Annotated in this window: 15 protein-coding genes; 11 read left to right on the top strand and 4 right to left on the bottom strand. The window is 62.0% G+C overall.

Annotated features, from left to right (window positions below; genetic code table 11):
* Nucleotides 1-211: 211 nt before the first annotated feature.
* The 4 genes from GKIL_RS18760 (at nucleotide 212) to GKIL_RS18745 (ending at nucleotide 6,398) form a co-directional block, all read left to right on the top strand.
* On the top strand, nucleotides 212-1,615 hold the full coding sequence (locus tag GKIL_RS18760) for a TolC family protein (RefSeq protein WP_023175413.1): 1,404 nt from the start codon (nucleotides 212-214) through the stop codon (nucleotides 1,613-1,615).
* Nucleotides 1,616-1,715: 100 nt separating this feature from the next.
* A complete protein-coding gene (locus GKIL_RS18755) occupies nucleotides 1,716-4,817 on the top strand; it encodes an efflux RND transporter permease subunit (protein WP_023175412.1) in 3,102 nt (1,033 codons plus the stop codon).
* A gap of 22 nt (nucleotides 4,818-4,839) precedes the next feature.
* Entirely contained in the window at nucleotides 4,840-6,072 is a 1,233-nt protein-coding gene (locus GKIL_RS18750) for an efflux RND transporter periplasmic adaptor subunit (protein WP_023175411.1), read from the top strand.
* Nucleotides 6,069-6,398: a P-II family nitrogen regulator gene (locus GKIL_RS18745; RefSeq protein ID WP_023175410.1), complete on the top strand. Its 330-nt coding sequence runs from the start codon at nucleotides 6,069-6,071 to the stop codon at nucleotides 6,396-6,398. The genes GKIL_RS18750 and GKIL_RS18745 overlap by 4 nt, the downstream gene beginning before the upstream one ends.
* A gap of 52 nt (nucleotides 6,399-6,450) precedes the next feature.
* Here the strand turns inward: GKIL_RS18745 and GKIL_RS25965 are convergent, their stop codons facing one another.
* Entirely contained in the window at nucleotides 6,451-6,687 is a 237-nt protein-coding gene (locus GKIL_RS25965; RefSeq protein ID WP_041244069.1) for a hypothetical protein, read from the bottom strand.
* A 436-nt stretch (nucleotides 6,688-7,123) separates the two neighbouring features.
* Between GKIL_RS25965 and GKIL_RS18735 the strand changes: the two genes are divergently transcribed.
* Nucleotides 7,124-7,690, top strand: a complete 567-nt coding sequence (locus GKIL_RS18735) for a Uma2 family endonuclease (RefSeq protein ID WP_023175407.1) — start codon at nucleotides 7,124-7,126, stop codon at nucleotides 7,688-7,690.
* 20 nt (nucleotides 7,691-7,710) lie between these two features.
* Here GKIL_RS18735 and GKIL_RS18730 read toward each other — a convergent pair whose 3' ends face one another.
* The 3 genes from GKIL_RS18730 to btpA form a co-directional block, all read right to left on the bottom strand.
* The gene (locus tag GKIL_RS18730; RefSeq protein WP_187293842.1) at nucleotides 7,711-8,562 is read right to left on the bottom strand and encodes a Fic family protein; all 852 of its coding nucleotides are present in this window, start codon (nucleotides 8,560-8,562) and stop codon (nucleotides 7,711-7,713) included.
* A 247-nt stretch (nucleotides 8,563-8,809) separates the two neighbouring features.
* A complete protein-coding gene (locus tag GKIL_RS18725; protein WP_023175405.1) occupies nucleotides 8,810-10,204 on the bottom strand; it encodes a class I SAM-dependent methyltransferase in 1,395 nt (464 codons plus the stop codon).
* 39 nt (nucleotides 10,205-10,243) lie between these two features.
* Entirely contained in the window at nucleotides 10,244-11,107 is an 864-nt protein-coding gene (btpA, locus tag GKIL_RS18720) for a photosystem I biogenesis protein BtpA (protein ID WP_023175404.1), read from the bottom strand.
* Between the two features lie 78 nt (nucleotides 11,108-11,185).
* Here btpA and folK point away from each other — a divergent pair, with 78 nt between their 5' ends.
* The 6 genes from folK (at nucleotide 11,186) to GKIL_RS18690 (ending at nucleotide 16,933) form a co-directional block, all read left to right on the top strand.
* Nucleotides 11,186-12,178 (top strand): 2-amino-4-hydroxy-6-hydroxymethyldihydropteridine diphosphokinase, encoded by a 993-nt coding sequence (gene folK, locus GKIL_RS23890; protein ID WP_023175403.1) that lies wholly within the window; start codon nucleotides 11,186-11,188, stop codon nucleotides 12,176-12,178.
* The gene (gene rnc, locus GKIL_RS18710) at nucleotides 12,171-12,896 is read left to right on the top strand and encodes a ribonuclease III (RefSeq protein WP_023175402.1); all 726 of its coding nucleotides are present in this window, start codon (nucleotides 12,171-12,173) and stop codon (nucleotides 12,894-12,896) included. The genes folK and rnc overlap by 8 nt, the downstream gene beginning before the upstream one ends.
* A 237-nt stretch (nucleotides 12,897-13,133) precedes the next feature.
* Nucleotides 13,134-13,700, top strand: coding sequence for a hypothetical protein (locus GKIL_RS18705; RefSeq protein ID WP_023175401.1), 567 nt, complete (start codon nucleotides 13,134-13,136; stop codon nucleotides 13,698-13,700).
* A complete protein-coding gene (locus tag GKIL_RS25010) occupies nucleotides 13,687-14,046 on the top strand; it encodes an RES family NAD+ phosphorylase (RefSeq protein WP_023175400.1) in 360 nt (119 codons plus the stop codon). The genes GKIL_RS18705 and GKIL_RS25010 overlap by 14 nt, the downstream gene beginning before the upstream one ends.
* 51 nt (nucleotides 14,047-14,097) lie before the next feature.
* On the top strand, nucleotides 14,098-16,440 hold the full coding sequence (locus tag GKIL_RS23015) for an AAA family ATPase (RefSeq protein WP_023175399.1): 2,343 nt from the start codon (nucleotides 14,098-14,100) through the stop codon (nucleotides 16,438-16,440).
* On the top strand, nucleotides 16,433-16,933 hold the full coding sequence (locus GKIL_RS18690) for a hypothetical protein (RefSeq protein WP_023175398.1): 501 nt from the start codon (nucleotides 16,433-16,435) through the stop codon (nucleotides 16,931-16,933). Before GKIL_RS23015 ends, GKIL_RS18690 begins: the two co-directional genes overlap by 8 nt.
* The last annotated feature ends 20 nt before the right edge of the window (nucleotides 16,934-16,953 follow it).

Genomic DNA, 16,953 nt, shown 5'->3' with positions numbered 1-16,953 from the left:
GTGCGCTGTCACAGCGAAGCCATAACAGCTCAGCACCGCCGCCACATCGGTGGGGCATTCTGCAAGTGTCAAGGTGACTAACTCACACCACACTGAGTGTTCGGCCCCGGCCTCCCCGCCGGGGTTTTTTATGCCGGGCCGGCGTCGGGAACTCCTGGCCAGATCGCCTGTCTTCCGGCAAAGTAAAGATTGCTGATTGTTGCGACCTACCATGCGCTATTCGATTCCACTCGCTATTCTCACGTGTTTTTTTGTCGCTGGCGCGGCACTCGCCGCTCCCCCGCCCGTCGGTCCCCTCGCTGTACCGGCGGCACCCCCGCCTGCCCCCCCGGCTCTACCCTCCGCCCCGCCGCCTGCTCTCCAAAATAGCGCCCCGCTCACCCAGCCTCCCAGCCAGTTCGATCTGAGTCTGAGCGAAGCGTTCGAGCGGGCTGACCGCTTTAATCCGCAACTGGTCGTCTCCCGTCGCAACCTCAACCTCGCCCAGGCCGACATCACGATCGCAGGGGCGGTTCCCAATCCGCAGATCGCAGCCCAGTACGGCTTTGGCAGCGTCTACACCGACCAGGCCAACCCCCAGCAGGTGGGGGTGAGCCAGACGGTTGAACTGGGGGGCAAGCGCTCCGCCCGACTGGCGGTGGCCGACGCCAACTACCGGCTCTCCCAGCTCCAGCTGGATGCCCAGCGCTGGCAGATCCGCTCCCAGGTGCGCAAAGCTTACGCCGAGCTGGCCGCCGCCGCTGCGAACGCTGCCTCGGTCGAAGCCCAGACCGCCCTGGTCCAGCGGCTGGTCGATATCGCCGCCAAGCGCTTCGAGGCCGGTGCGGCTCCGGAGGCAGAATTGTTGCAGGCGCAATTGTCCCGCTCGCAGATCGACACCCAGCGCACTCTGGCGGAGGGCCGCCTGCGCCAGGCGCGCATCGCCCTGGCGAGCCTGCTGGGCGAAGCCGATCCCAAGCAGGACGTGTCGATCAGCGATACGGGTCTGTTCAAACTCTCGGTGCAGCGCTCTGAACTGGCTCCTGTACCCAACAGCGAGCTGCCGCAGGTGGAGACGCTTTTGGGGCGCGCCTACACCCAGCGGCTCGACCTGCTCGCTGTCCAGCAGCAGTCCCAGGTGGCCCGCTCCCAACTGGGCCTCGCCCAGTCCCAGCGCGTCCCAGATCTGCAGCTGAGTGCCGGGTATCTGTTTACCAGCCTCGCCAACGGTCAGCCCCAGGCCAACGGTGTCTTTTTAGGAGCGGGTGTCACCGTGCCCATCTTCTACAACCAGCAGGGCGAGGTGGCAAGAGCCCAGGTGACGATCGAGCAATCTGGGCTGCAGCAGGCGGCCCTGCGCGCCCAGATCGCCGCCGAGGTGCGCAGCGCCTACCAGGCTCTGAGTATTTCGCGCGAGAACATCCGCAAATATCAGGAGCAGCTTTTGCCGGCTTCCCAGAACGTGCTGCAGCTCGCCCAGGAGAGCTACCAGGTGGGCAAGACGGGCCTCACCAGTGCCATCTTTGCCCAGCAGGCCAACCAGCAGATCCGCAGCGGCTATCTCGATGCGGTCGTGGCTTACCAGAGCGCCTGGGCCGATCTGGAGACAGCGGTCGGATCGCCCCTGTCGCTGTGATTCGGTGCGCAATGTTACGTAAATCCACAGCAACTCCAGCCTGCCGTCACACGACCGTACTAGGCTCAGGCTGGATGGCCTGACCCGACAGTGAGGTGTGATGAATTTTTCGATCGACCGGCTGATCACCCTGGCACTGAAGCGGCGCTACATCGTGGTGGCCCTTGCTCTGCTATTGCTCGCCGGTGGTTTTGTCGCCTTCAAGACCCTTTCCCTTGAGGCGTACCCTGACTTTACCGATCCACGGGTGCGGGTAATCACCCTCCTGCCGGGCAAAGGGGCCGAAGAAGTCGAGCGGTTGGTGACGATTCCCCTCGAAAAAGAACTCAACGGCATCCCCGGTGAGACGAACCTGCGCTCGCAGTCGATCTTTGGTCTTTCGGTGGTGATCATCACCTTCGCCGACGGCACCCCGAGCCAGCTCGCCCGCCAGCAGGTGCTGGAGCGGGTTGCCCAGGCGGATCTGCCCGATTCTGCCAAACCCGAACTCGACCCGGACGCTTCGGCGATCGGCGAAATTTACCGCTACACCCTTGAGTCGGACTACTACGATCCGCTCACCCTCAAGGCTACCCAGGACTGGCAACTCGAAAAACTCTTTCGCCAGATCCCCGGTGTGATCGACGTGACGAGCTTCGGCGGGCCGACCAAGACCTACAGAGTCAACGTCGATCCAGGCCGCCTCAAGGCGTACAACCTGAGCGTCACCCAGGTCTACGAGGCGATCTCGCGCTCCAACGCCACTACCGGCGGCAACTACATCGAAAACAACGGCCAGGCGTACATCGTCCGGGGACTGGGGCTGCTCAAAAATGCCGACGACCTGGGGGATGTGGTGGTGAGTGCCGCCGACGACGGCACACCGATCCGCGTGCGCGACGTTTCCCACATCGACGTCGGTCCCGGCGTGCGCCTCGGCCAGGTGGGCAAAAACCGCGACGACGACGTGGTCCAGGGCATCGTGCTCATGCGCCGGGGCGAGGATCCCTCGGCGGTCATCGAAAGGCTCTACGAAAAATTTCCCGACATCCAGGCAGCCCTCCCCCACGGCATCAAGCTGGTGCCGCTCTACGACCGCACCGAACTGATCCGCCGCACCCTCGATACGATCGGCCACAACGTCGCCGAGGGGATCGTGCTGGTGGTGGTGGTGCTGTTGTTGTTTCTTTTTGAGGTGCGATCGGCCCTCATCGCCGCCACGGTGATCCCGCTTGCGCTGCTCTTTGCCTTCGTGCTCCTCAACGTCTTTCGGATCCCGGCCAACTTGCTCTCCCTCGGGGCGGTCGATTTTGGGATCATCGTGGACGGCACGGTGGTGATGGTCGAGAACATCTACCGCCGCCTCGCCCACGAGGGCCACGACCTGCAGCCCATCGACCGGGTGCAGTTGACGCTGGAGGCGGCCAAAGATGTCGGCAAGCCCATCCTCTTTGCGACGACGATCATCGTCACCGCCTTTTTGCCGATCTTTGCCTTCGACGGGGTGGCAGGCAAGCTCTTCCGGCCCCTCGCCTTTACGATGAACTTTGCCCTGCTCGGGGCGGTGCTCGTCTCGCTCACGGTGATCCCGGTGCTCTGCTCGTTCGTCCTCACCCGCAAGCCCCTTATCGAGCGCGAGAGCCCGATTCTTTATCTGGCAGAAAAAATCTACCGGCCCCTGCTCACCGCCGCCGTGCGTGCGCCCTGGGCGCTGTTGGGCGGTTGTGCGGCGGCCTTTGGCGCAGCGGTGCTTCTTTTTGGCAGCGTCGGCTCCGAATTTTTGCCCAACCTCGACGAGGGCAACATCTGGCTTCGGGTAACGGTCCTACCCACCAGCGTCTCGCTGGAGCAGTCGGTGAAGGTGGCGCAGGCGATTCGCCTCAGGCTCATCCGCTTCGGCGAGGTCAAAAACGTCGTCTCCCAGGTCGGCTCCCCCGACGACGGCACCGACGCCAACAACCCGAGCAACATCGAATTTTTGGTCGATCTCAAGCCCGCCGAGCAGTGGAATCCAAAGTGGCACCAGAACAAAGAAGAGCTGGTCGAGGCGATGGACAGGAACCTCCAGAACGTCCCCGGCATCCTCACCACCTTCAGCCAGTACATCCAAGACAACGTCGATGAGGCGATTGCCGGAGCCAAAGGCGAAGTGGCCGTCAAGCTCTACGGGCCGGATCTGAGCGTCCTGCAAAAATACGGCGATCAGATAGCAGCGATCATGACCAAAATTCCGGGCATGGTCGATGTCGCCGACGACAAGATGCTCGGCCAGCCCCAGTACCAGATCCAGGTGGACCGCCGCTCAGCGGATCGCTACGGCGTCAACGTCGAAGATATCGAACAGGTAATCGAGACGGCGGTAGGCGGCACCGTCGCTACCCAACTGGTCGAGGGCGAGCGCAAGTTCAACGTGCTGGTGCGCTTCGATCGGCCCTTCCGCTCCAGCCCCGACGCCCTCGCCAACATCTTGATCACCGCCCCCAATGGCCGGACGGTGCCGCTGGCGGCGGTGGCAAAAGTCGAGACCACGGTCGGGGCGACGATGATCGGTCGCTCCGAAAACTCGCGCTTGATTCTGGTCAAGGCGAACGTGCGCAACCGCGACCTGGGGGGAGCGGTGGCTGAGGCCCAGCAAAAAGTGAACGCCCAGGTCAAGTTGCCCGAGGGCTATCACCTCGTCTGGGGCGGCCAGTTCGAGAACCAGCAGCGGGCCAACGCCCGGCTGTCGATCGCCATCCCGATCACGCTCGGGGTGATCTTCTTGATCCTCTACAGTTCCTTCGGCACGGTCCGCGACGCCCTCATCGCCATGACCGCCATTCCGCTCGCCGCCATCGGCGGTGTCAGCGGCCTCTGGCTCACCCACACCTACTTCTCGGTCTCCGCCGGTGTGGGCTTTATCGCCGCCGCCGGTGTGTCGGTTCAAAACAGCGTGATTATCCTCACCTATATCCGGCAACTGCGCCAGGAAGGCTTCCCAACGATGAAGGCGGTCTTTGAAGGGGCGCAGACCCGCCTGCGGCCCGTCTTGATGGCGGGTACCGTCGCCATTCTCGGCTTGATTCCGGCGGCCCTCTCCAACGGCATCGGCTCCCAGAGCCAGAAACCTTTTGCGATCGTGATTATTGGCGGACTGCTCACCGCCACCTTGCTCACGGTCTTCGTCGTGCCGGTACTCTACGGCTTGCTCGAAGACAAAAAATTGCTCAACGCCGAACTGTAAACACTCAGTGGAAGCTCTACCGATGAAGCGCTACATTCTTCCTTTTGCCCTCGCTGCCTTTAGCCTGACCCTCGCCTCCTGTTCCAGCGAGGTCAAGATCCCGGAAGTGCCCGCTGAGGCCGCCATCGCCCCCAAAGGCCCGAGCGACCTGACGCTCACCCCCGCCCAGGAGCAGCAGATTGGCCTGCGCACCGACATTGCTACCGTCCGGCCCTTCCCGGTAACGGTGCAGTCCACCGGCCAGGTCAAACCCGCCGCCGACCACATCGCCCACATCTCCACTCCGGTCACAGGCCGGATCGTGACTGTGAGCGTCAAACTGGGCCAGCGCGTCTCTCCCGGCCAGGTGCTCGCCACCCTCAAATCCGACGATGTGGGCCAGATCGAGGCGGATTTGTTGCAGACGATTCTCCAGTCCGACGCCGATATCCGCCAGGCGAAGGTGCAGCTCGCCTTCTCAAAGGCCGCCTTCCAGCGCGAGCAAAAGCTCTTCAACGACCGCATCTCTGCCCAGGCGGACCTGGAGGCCGCCCGCACCCAGTACGAAAAGGACCAGACGACCTACGAGGCGCTGCTTACCAAGCGCGAAGCATCGATTGCCACCGTCCAGGAGCGGCTGTCGCTCTACGGCGTCGAGTCCGGTGCCGCCGCCCAGGTCGTGCGCAACCGGCGCATCGATCCGTTCATCGACATCATCTCGCCGCGTGCGGGCATTCTTCTCACCCGCAGCATCAACATCGGTGAACTGGCCGATCCGAGCAAAGAACTCTTTACCGTCGCCGACCTCAGCCGCGTCAAGCTCGTCGCCGACATCTACGAAAAGGACATCCCCAAAATTCACCTGGGTCAGCCGGTCAAGCTCACCCTCGACAGCCTCGGGCTCTCCTTCCCTGGCCGCATCCGCTACGTCGCGAACGCCCTCGATCCCCAGACGCGCACCCTGCCCATCTACGTCGATGTGCCCAATCCGACCCTCACCCTCAAGCCCGAGATGTTCGCCCGCATCGAAGTCCAGGTAGGCGACGCCCACACGCTCTCGGTGCCCAAAAACGCCCTGCAGCGCTCCGGCGACTACAGCTTTGCCTACGTGCCCCTGGGCAACCACCGCTACCAGGAGCGCCGGGTCGAGACCGGCCTCGACGACGGCACCTACGTCCAGATTAAAAGTGGTCTCAAAGCGGGTGAGCCGGTGGTGACAGGCGGTACTCTGGCCCTACAGGGCGAAGCCCTGAAAGCCGCCGGAGGGATCCAATGAAGATGATCGTGGCCATCATCCAGCCTTTTATGCTCGATCGGGTGCTGCGCGGCCTGCGGGGCAAAGTCCACGGTCTTACCTGCTGGGATGTGCGCGGCTTCGGCATCGAAGCGACCCAGGCCCACTTCGTCCAGGACGCCGCCGATTACCTTTCCCACAAAGTGCGCATTGAGATCGTCGTCGAAGAAACTGCCGTCGAAACGATCGTGAGCACCATCCAGCGCCTCGCCCACACTGGCCAGTCCGGCGACGGCAAAATCTTCGTCCTTGCCGTCGAAGAAGCCCTGCGCATCCGCACCGGCCAGGTCGGTGCTGCTGCTATTTAATTCAAACCTGATAGTTCAGACTAAAGACACTGACCTTAGGCAGCGGAATGTATTACAAGTTGGCTAGACGATCGGGGCGTTCCTGGCGCATTCGCTCGACCACAGTGCGTGGGTCTCCTGAAATCTCGGCGTCCACCATCAGGAAGCCCCCAATCTCTTCCACAGCCGGTTCTTTGTCTGGAGACAATATGTCCGCTCTTTGTAAGATCAATTGATCGCCTTCCAGACGCACAGTCAAAACGGACTCTGAATGCAGCCCCATCTGCTGTCGCAGGTTGGCAGGCAGCAAAATGCGACCCTCAGCATCGACGACAACCTGCTCTATCTTTTACTCCTGGCTCTGCAGCCCTGGGAATTGAAACCGTACTTAAGTAGACGAAGCTAAATAAGCAGCAGGTTTTGGGCTGGAGTTTTGAGCATTTCTAAAACCGTCCCCCACCCCTCCACACCCCCCCCTGCCCCCCGCTCTCCTCCCCTGCCCCCGCCGGGCAGGGAAGAAGAGGGGGGGTTCACTGTAACTGGGCTGCAGGCGGGATGGGTGAAGTCAGTTGCAGGCTCGTCTCGTTTTTCATCTGCCACAAGGGACGTAGGGCTGCTTTGGTCTAACGTTGAATGACCTTCGTCTCCTTAGCCATGTACGTTCAACCGTTGCCCAGGTACACTTCGTCCATCAGATACTGATTTACGAAGCTATCCTGGTGGCAACCTGTCCTCGGCAGTCTTTGATGGAAGCTCCCGCTGGTCGTCTGCTCACCTACGAAGAGTACCTGCACTACGACGATGGTACCGATTACCGCCACGAACTGGTCGATGGAGTTCTGGAGCGGATGACCCCGGCCACCGGCAAGCATGGCCGGATTGTGCGGTTTCTTCTGTTTTGTCTGCAGGAAGAAGTCGATCGTCTGGCAAGAAACTGGCAGGTACGGCAGAGCGAGACGGGAGTCCAGACTGCGCTGCGGCGGGTACGGATTCCCGATCTGTGCATCCTGACTGCACAGCAGGTGGACGACATCGAAAATACTGCTGCTGTGCTCCAGACACCGCCGCCTTTGGTGATCGAAGTGGTCAGCCCTGAATCGGTAAAGCGCGACTACCGCTTCAAACGTTCTGAATACGCGGGATTTGGCGTGCCGGAGTACTGGATTGTCGATCCGATCGAGCAGAAGGTGAGTGTGCTCGTCTGGGAAGAAGGATTCTACGAGGAGGCGATTTTTCAAGCTGGGCAGGAGATTGTCTCACCGACTTTTCCGGACCTGCACCTCAGCACTGAACGTATTCTCAATCCTGAGTGAAAGCCCCTCGATCCCCGCAGTCAATCGTCGCTCAGGTACAACCTGGGATGGCTGAGAAGCTTGTTGTCGCGCTTGAGGGCGATCAGCTTGCCGCGCTCGATCCATTTTCTGAGCGTCGCTTCTTTGACAGCAAAGTGCTCTGCAACTTCCCGCAGCGGTTGAAGTGCTGACTGCCGCTCGAAGGCAATGGCGATCAGCCTGTCCAACCTTGGAAGCAAGCCGCTGCACAGCAAGGCTTCGATTGGCCCGAAGTTTCCCTGCTCCAGGCGCATCTCAAGTTCTGCAACTTCAGGCGCTGGAAATCCGCTATGGAAGCCTGTGTCCGCCGCTTCGAGGGCTCTGTAGTAGCTGGTGCGCTCTTCGGCGGTGATGCCCTTGATCACAATGGGTGGACAGCCCCCAGAGATGGCCAGATAGTTGAGCAGAATGCGTCCCACCCGCCCGTTGCCGTCGTCGAACGGGTGAATGCTCTCGAACAGGATGTGCGAGCGGGCAAGGGCAGCAAGAAGCGGCTGCTTTTTAAGAGATGACCGGCACAATTCAAGATAGACGCGCACGTACTGGTCGATGTCTCGGTCAGGAGGCTGCACCTGGGCTCCCTGGATGCGGATCGCACCGTGCCGAAATTCACCGCGCCGATCGGTTACTTCCTTGAACAGGCTGCTATGGATGTGCCGTACCAGAGCCGTATCCAGCCGGAAATCCTCTTCGCGGTAGTACTGCAGCGCCTGATCGTACACGGATTCGGCGGTGCGGTAGTAGTTGAGAACTTCGGGAGCGCTCTTGCGCCCACTGAGTACCGCCTGCAGGTTCTGCTCGCTGGTGAAGATTCCCTCGATGGACAGGGAATTGCGCGTTTCCTCTTCGAGCATGTACATCCATTCTTGATTGGAAACGGAAATTTCAGGCAAGCCCCCGAGTTCTTTCAGAAGCTCGCTCCTGAGCACAACACTGTCACAGTTTATTTGACGTGAATCGCTCATAACCTTTTGCTGGCAGGCATTTTGTCGGTGTCACAGTTTCAGGCTCTATCGCCAATTGTGACACCAGCCCGGCGGCTTTCGGCTGAGAAACCGAGGTTGTCTGGCTATCGAGCTGGAACGGGTATCCTGCCCCCGCCTACCTGCGGCAGAGCAGCCAGTGGCGCTCCACGGGCGGTCTGCCGACTACCGGAAAGAGGTTGCGCCCGCTCGTCCACTGCACGTACCAGCGCGTCGGTGGCCAGAGTTCGGGGGGCAGGTGGGTGCGCTCGTAGTCGAGTACCGCTTCGTCCGCCACCAGGACCAGGGGGAGGCCCGCCAGTGCTTGTTGCAGTTCTGTGGGGGTGAGCAGCCAGCACCAGTACAGCTGCGACATCTCGCGGGCCGCAGCAGAAGGTTCAAAGTCCGGATCGGCCAGAAAAACGTCGAACAGCAGCATGCCGCCCGGTGCGAGCAGTTCGCAGGCGCGGATGAGTAGCCGCCGCAGCTCGTCTACCGAGCGGAAGTGCGAGGCAATCACCTCCGAGAGCAGCACGAGCCGGTAGCTGGAAGGGGGCAAAGCCAGTTCAGCGTCGAAGATGTCCCCCTGCAGGACGCGCACCGGCAGTCCTTCGGCTTCTACTGCGGCGTCTAGCTGTTCGGTGAGCACGACCGTCAGCTCCAGCGCATCGACCGGATGGCCCAGGCGGGCAAGAGCGAGGCTGTTGCGGCCTGTACCGGCTCCAACGTCGAGCACAGGGGCAGCGGCAGCTTCGCCCAGGCAAGCGGCCACGTTCAGCGCCATCGCGTCTGGATGCTCGCCGAAGAGCGGACCCTCCCGCGTCCGGCTCCAGCGCTGGTAGTGGCTCTCGATCGATGCAAAGATGCGGCTCACCTCGAGGTCGATGCCGCCCGCAAGTCCGATTGCCGGATCGAGGGAAGCAAACTGGACCTGCAGACAGGCATTCGCGCTCTGGGCAAACCATTCCGGCAGCAGGGGTGCAAAGCTGGCGCGCCAGCCCTCCAGATCCTCTGCGCCCAGGTGGCGCTGGCCCAGAGCGCGCAGGATGTTCCCCAAAAGCCGGACCTGCTCGCCCAGAAACGACGGCAGACAGGGCAGGCGCAATACCCCCCGCACCTGCAGCAGTTGGTCGGGCGCTGCCCCACTGTCCAGGAGGGCAGCAGGATTTTCTTCGGGGATAAACGAGAACTGGAGCACGAATCCGCCCGCCAGACCCGACATCTCGTCGGCCAGCTCCAGGGCGACAGCCAGGCGAGGGGCAGGATCGCGCTGCGCTCCTTCGGCCAGGTAAGTCGTGAGGGACTGCTCCCAGCTAGAGATTTCTTCTGGGGTGGGTTGTTGCTTGAGGGCCTGCAGCAGCTCTGCAATGCGTGCTAGAAACGCCCCGCCGTGCTCCTGCCGGCAGGGCATGTCCAGCTCCCAGCCGGTGCGTATCGCCCGGTCGTACATCAGGGCCAGAGCCGAGGCGAGCAAAGCCGGATCGGTGGCGCGCTCTTCGCGGGCCTGGGCAGAAAAATCGAAGGGACGATTCATGAAAACTGTATAAGCTGAGTCATTCGTAGCTGCCCTGCCTCAAAACAGGCTCTCGACTTCTTCGAGGTCAGCCACCAGGCCCGGATTGATGCCCGTGCCGTTGGTGGGATAGTGACTGGCATCGACGAACTGGCGGGTGCGGTGCGGATCGATGGGCTGGTCCGGCTTGCCGAAGCGCTTGAGGGCACTCGCGACGATTGCACCGTCGGCCAGATCGAGCAGTTGGGCAATGTTGTCGGGCGTCGCGCCGGAACCGATCAAGATCGGTACCTCCGGCACGGCGGCGCGGGCGGTTTCGAGGTCGGCAAGGTCGGGTGGCCTGCCGGTGGCGGTGCCGGAGACGATGATGCCGTCGGCCAGGCCGCGCTCCACGGTGTCGCGGGCCACCTGAAAGAGATCGGTACTTCCTAGAGGCGAAGCGTGTTTGACCAGCACATCGGCAAAGATGCGCGTCCGGGTGCCAAGCTCGCGGCGGTAGCGCAGGACCGAGTGGGCTTCTCCTTGAATCAGACCCTGGTCGGTGGCCATCGTGCCCACCAGGACGTTGACGCGAATGAACTGGGCACCGGTGCAGGCACTGATAGCGAGGGCTGCGTGGGCGTCGTTGCGCAGGACGTTTATACCCACCGGCACCGATACCAGGTGCAAAATGCGCTTGACGATCAGGCTCATCGCCGCCACCACCGCCGGATCGACGCGGCCCGGTACGAACGGCGCATCGTAATAATTTTCAACAATGAGCCCATCGACGCCGCCGGTGGCGAGGGCCGTCGCCTCCTGCTCGGCGCGGGCAATCACAGCGTCGAGGGAACCCGACCAGCGCGGCGAGGTCGGCAGTGGCAGCAGGTGAACGACACCGACGATCGGTTTTGGTGTAGAAAACAGCTCTAGTAGGAGAGACACACGCTTGTTGAACCTTCAGCACCGCTGAAGAAAGACCCTCTCGAAATATATCCTGGGGGAAAAGAGAGGGCAACCGCCGTGGCAAGAGCGGCAATCGCACTGGGGGCCAATCTGGGGGAGCGCTTTGCCGTGCTCACCAGAGCTGTGCGATCGCTGCACCGACCAGCGATCGGCCTGGAGGTGAAGGCGATTTCAAGCTGGTATGAGACCGAACCTGTCGGTCCACCGCAGCCGCTCTACATCAACGGCTGCCTGGTGCTCGAGACCAGCCTCTCGCCGCTGCGATTGCTGGCTGAACTGCAGCAGCGCGAAGTAGAGGCGGGCCGGGTACGGACGGTGCATTGGGGAGCGCGTACCCTCGATCTCGATCTGCTCTGGTACGACGACTGCGTGCTGGCGAGCCCGGAGCTGACGTTGCCCCATCCGCGCCTGGAGGAGCGGGCCTTCGTGCTGGTGCCGCTGGCGGAGGTGGCACCGGACTGGCAGCATCCACTCACGCTCAAGCGGCTCGTGCAGTTGCGGCGCAACTGCGACGAGCAGGGCGTCGGGCGCTACACCCGCCGGGCGCTCGTTCTGTGCCCCCTTGGTCCAGTCGATCTGCGCCCCCTGGTGCGGGAAGACTTCGATGCGCTGCAGGCGCTCGCTACCCGTTGCTGGTGGCAAACCTATCGGGGTCTGTTGAGCGACGAGGCGATCGAGTCATTTATTCGCTACACCTACAATCTTGAAACCATCGCCTACGCCGCTGAGCGGGCGGACGGTCGCTTCTGGGTGGCAGAAGATCCTGCTGGGGGCTTGATTGGCTTTACCCAGGCGGTGATCGCGGCGGACAGGGCGCACCTGTCGCGGCTGTACGTCGCTCCCGAGTGCCAGGGGCTCGGGCTCGGCACAGCCCTCTGGCAACTGGTACGGGGAGAACTGGAGGCCCAGGGTGTGCAGCGCTGCACGCTCACGGTGCTCAACACCAACACTGTCGCCATCCGCTTTTACGAACACCTGGGCTTTGAGCGCACCGGCCCCAGCGGCGACAACCGCTACGAGTACGTCTTTTACCTGGATAGCAATGTCTAGCAATCTAGGGGACGAGCGGCTCCTGCAACTGCGGCAGTTTGCAGCCGGTTTTTCTGGTCTGGAACTGGAGCGGGTGAACTGGCAGCTTTTGCAGCTCGCTCTTATCCACCCGAGTTGGGCGGATCAGGAGGGGGGTCCAGACAACGACCGGCTCGAATTTTTGGGCGACGAGGTTCTGCGCTGGTTTGCGTCGGATTTTCTCTACCGCACCTACCCCAATCTGGCGGTGGGCGAGCTGTCGGCGGTGCGCTCGGTGCTGGTGAGCGACAGCGAACTGGCCCGCCTCGCCGAACACTACGGCCTCGGTGCCTACCTGCTCGTCGGTCGTTCAGCGGACGGAGACGAGCGGGGCCAGACGACCCGGCTGGCCGACAGCTTCGAGGCGGTGATCGGGGCGCTGTATCTGAGCACGAGCGATCTAAGCCTGGTGCGACCCTGGCTGCTGCCGCACCTTGAGCGCCTGAGCAGGGATGTGCTCGCCGATCCGGTGCGCGGCAACCACAAATCGGCCCTGCAGGAGCTGACCCAGAGACTGGCAAACGGCGAGCTGCCGGAGTACCGTCCGGTGGGCACACCTCCTCCCTTCCGCTACGAAGTCTGGGCACTGGGCCAGTGCTGGGGCAGCGGCGAGGGTGCTTCCAAAAAACTTGCCCAGCAGGCGGCAGCCCGCCTGGCCTACGAAGCGCTCAGCTCCACCTTCCCACCGGCACTGCAGTAGCGCCTTCTTAAATCCTCCTGAATCCCCCGATTGTCGCTGTGGTGAGAATTTCAGAAAATTGTTCCGGCCCCAGCAGCGGCGATTCAAGCCTTTGTCTCTGCAGAGATGCCTCGGGGGTGTTGCTGGTTGGCCCGTTTGGCACCGGCAAGACGACGCAGCTCTCTGAGCCAACTTGACATCTCTTACATGAATGTCAAGCTTGGCCTATAGCCTAAAGCCGCAGGAGGCTCATCAGCAATGGCCCGCTTTACTGTGCAAGACGAAGAAAAGCTCCGTCTTCTCAAGTCACTTGACGAAGAAGAGCAACAGAAGCTTATGGACATACTTACTAAATATTCCGGCTTACAGGATCAAAAAATGGATGAGCGGGCAGACCGGCTGCTTGAGCGCAGCTTCAGTCCGAAAGAGCGCTTGGAACTGGAGTTTGAAACGCTGGCGCAGGCATTTGAGTATCGTCGCAGGCTCTTGAGCGACACCATTACGGCTTCCCGCGTGGCTGAGATATTGGGTACTTCTCGTCAGACGCCCCACGACCGGGTCAAGGCTCAGACACTTCTGGCTGTTCAGGACAACGGAGCCTTGCGCTTTCCTCTCTGGCAGTTCGATCCAGAAGGCCCCGACGGAGTGCTTCGGGGCTTTCCAGCCGTTCTAAAAGCTCTGCAGTTTTCGGATTTTGCAAAGCTGAGTTGGTTTGTGCGTCCCAACCCGTTTCTTGATGGACGCACTCCAAAAGAGGCATTGAAGCAAGGAGATTACGAAGCTGTCCTTCAAGAGGCTGAAGCGGCAGGGTATGGTCAAAATTAATCCGCCCCCACCTGCTCAGACCCCCAATCCGATATATGTGGAATTGCCCGAAGGACAGAGATTACAGCGTATCTACGACCCGACACGGCACAACACTCAGGCTCTCACATTCAGATATTTCGGGTCGATAGCAAGGTTCGATCATCATCGAGCCGGTAACAGCAGAAAAAAGAACAATGATCCTGAACGCGGTGTCTACTACGCCGCGTTTACCCTGTCCGGCTGTCTTGTAGAAGTTTTTGGCGACACGGGAGTGATTGAAATCAAAGCGACTGTTCTTCGAGTGTTCTCCTGCAGGGCGATCGGGCCAGCAGACCGCCTCACCGTATTGAATGGCCGTTCTTAGGCAGGCAGCCGGGGCGAAGTCTAAGATAAGAAGAACTTCCGGGCTGTCCCTATGCTCGCCTTCGAGATCCTGCAGGGTATCATCGGCCTCCTGGGCACGCTGCTGTTCGTCCTCATCCAGGGGATGGTCTTTGCCTTCGCCTACCTGCTCATCTTTGTGGGCGGCACGGGCCTGGGCAAGAATGCAAGCGCCCGCCGTAAGCGCGGTAGCTGGTTGCTGGCCAGGTTCCGAGAGCGCGAGCGCGAGCGCGAGGTGCGCTTTGCTGACATCATCGGCCTCGAAGAAGCCAAGCTCGAACTCGAACAACTGGTCGATATTCTCAAGCGCCCCGCCCCCTACCGCGCCATCGGTGCGGAGACGCCTCGGGGCGTGCTGCTAGTCGGGCCGCCGGGCACCGGTAAGACGATGATTGCCCGCGCCATCGCCAACGAGGCCGGGGTGCCGTTTTTTAGTCTGGCAGCGGCGGATTTTGCCAACATGTTTCTGGGAGTAGGCTCCCAGCGCATCCGCCAGATCTACCGCAAGGCCCGCCGCCATCCACGGGCGATCGTCTTCATCGACGAGATAGAAGTTCTTGCAAAAGCGCGGGGCACCAATCTCGGCACCTTCGAGGGCGACAGCAATACCCTCAACGCTTTTTTGAACGAACTGGACGGCTTCGAGGTCAATAGCTCCGTGATCACGATCGGGGCCACCAACCTCGAAGATCAGGTGGACGCAGCGGTGATGCGCCCCGGTCGCCTCGACTGGCAAATTTATATCGGCCCGCCCGCCGAGGCGGACCGCGAAAAGCTCTTTCGCACTTACCTCGCGCTCACCCAGAGCAGCGCCGACCCGCTCGCTGCGGCGAAGCTGGCGGTAAATTTTACCCCCGCCGAGATCCGCCGGGCGGTCAACGAGGCTGCTTTGCTGGCGGTGAGGGCCGGCCATGCACAGCTCGACAACGCCGATCTGGCCGCTGCCATCGACAAAGTGTCCGCTACCCTTGAGCGGCGCTCCGGCACTTTCGTCATGAGCCGCTCCGGCGATCTGAGCGTGCGCATGGGCGATGTGATCGGCTGTGACGAAGCGAAGGGCGAGGTGCAAGAATACATCGACTTTCTGCGCTCGCCGGATCGCTACCGCCGCATCGGTGCCAAGGTGCCGCGCGGTTTTTTGTTCGTCGGGCCGCCGGGTACCGGCAAGACCCTGCTTGCCAAGGCGATCGCCAACGAGGCGGGCGTGCCCTTCTACTCGCTCTCGGGAGCCGATTTTACCGAAGTCTGGGTGGGGCTCGGGGCCGCCCGCGTCCGCCAGGTCTACCGCCAGGCACGCAAGCACAAGGCGGCGATCGTGTTCATCGATGAAATCGACGCCCTCGCTGCCCGGCGCGGCCTCGACATGAGCGGCGAAGCCGACCGCACCCTCAACCAGTTTCTGGTCGAACTCGACGGCTTTGGCCGCTCCAACGTGCTCACGATCGGAGCGACCAACCGCCTCGACAGCCTCGATCCGGCAGTGCTGAGACCCGGACGGCTCGACCGCACCGTGACCGTTCCTCTGCCTGACCTCGACGCGCGCGAGCAGCTTTTTGCCTACTACCTGCGCAACGTCCAGGCGGCCCCCGGCATCCAGTGCCGCCAGCTTGCCCGCGCCTCGTGGAATCTTTCAGGAGCTGAGATCGCCGCCAGCGTCAACGAGGCGAGCTTTATCGCCCTGCGCGACGGCCACGAGCAGATTACCCAGTTCGACCTCAACCAGGGCATCGAGCGGGTCGCCTTCGGCATGAACTCGCGGCGCAAGGTAAACGCCGAAGATCGCCGCCTGGTGGCGATCCACGAGGCGGGCCATGCCGTCGTCGAGCACCACGCCCGGCCCTTGCGCATCCTGCACAAGCTCACGATCATCCCCAACCTCGAAGGGACCGCCGGTTATAGCTGGTCGGTGAGCGACGAGGAGCAGCTTTCTTTTGAGACCCGCGAGAGCATCCGCGCCGAATTGCAGGTGCTCTTTGGTGGGCGGGTCGCCGAAGAACTGTTTTACGGCACGATCACCACCGGAGCCGGGGCGGACCTGCAGCGCGCCGCCAGCCTCGCCCACCGCTACGTCTGGCAGTTGGGGATGAGCGACGATTTTCTGGCGGATTACGACCAGGTTGCCCTGGAGGCGGCCAGTGGCCGGATGATCTCCGAGCAGACCAAACAACGGCTCGATCGGGCGGTCGAAGCGCTGCTGCGCGAGGCAAAAGAACAAACCCGCTCAATCTTGCAAGAGCACAGCGAGGAGCACGCCCGGCTGACAGCGGCCCTGCTGGAGCGCGAATCACTCTACGGCGACGACATCCTGCGCGTCCTGCGCGGTGAGGCTCTCGAAGCAGCGGAGCGCAGCGCCTTCCAGGACAAGGGCGATGGCTAAAGGGGTGCTCTTCTGGCTGGCCAATGCTTCCTACCGGCAGTGGCAGATCATCAAATTGCTGGTGCTGGGAGCGATCTTCACCTTCCTGGGGGGCTTTGCCGCCTTTGGCCGCTTCAGCACCCAGATGCTCGCCGAATATTACCTGATGAACGGAGAAGCCGCTTCTCAAACACCCGCCGGTCAAAAAGCCCTGCGCCAGGCCGCCCAGTTGCAGCCCCACTGGGCACGGGCGCACCTGAGCCTCGCTCAGGCTTACTACGGCGACAACTGGTACGACGGAGCGATCCAGGAGGCCCAGCAGGCTTTTCGATTGACCGAAGATTCAACAGACAAATCCTTCGCCGCCTCCCTCATCGGTTTTTCGTACCTCGCCCTCAGCCGCAACGAAGAAGCCCTCGACGCCCTCAAGCTGGCCGTCGAACTCAACCCGGACAACGCCAAGGCCCAGCAAACTCTCCAGCAGTTGCAACAAAAGCTTCCTGGCAGCAGCTAGGACGGCTGGGTGTCCAGGGC

It is taken from the genome of Gloeobacter kilaueensis JS1 (assembly GCF_000484535.1).
Classification (GTDB): Bacteria; Cyanobacteriota; Cyanobacteriia; order Gloeobacterales; family Gloeobacteraceae; genus Gloeobacter; species Gloeobacter kilaueensis.
This window is presented reverse-complemented; position numbering and strand designations above follow the sequence as displayed.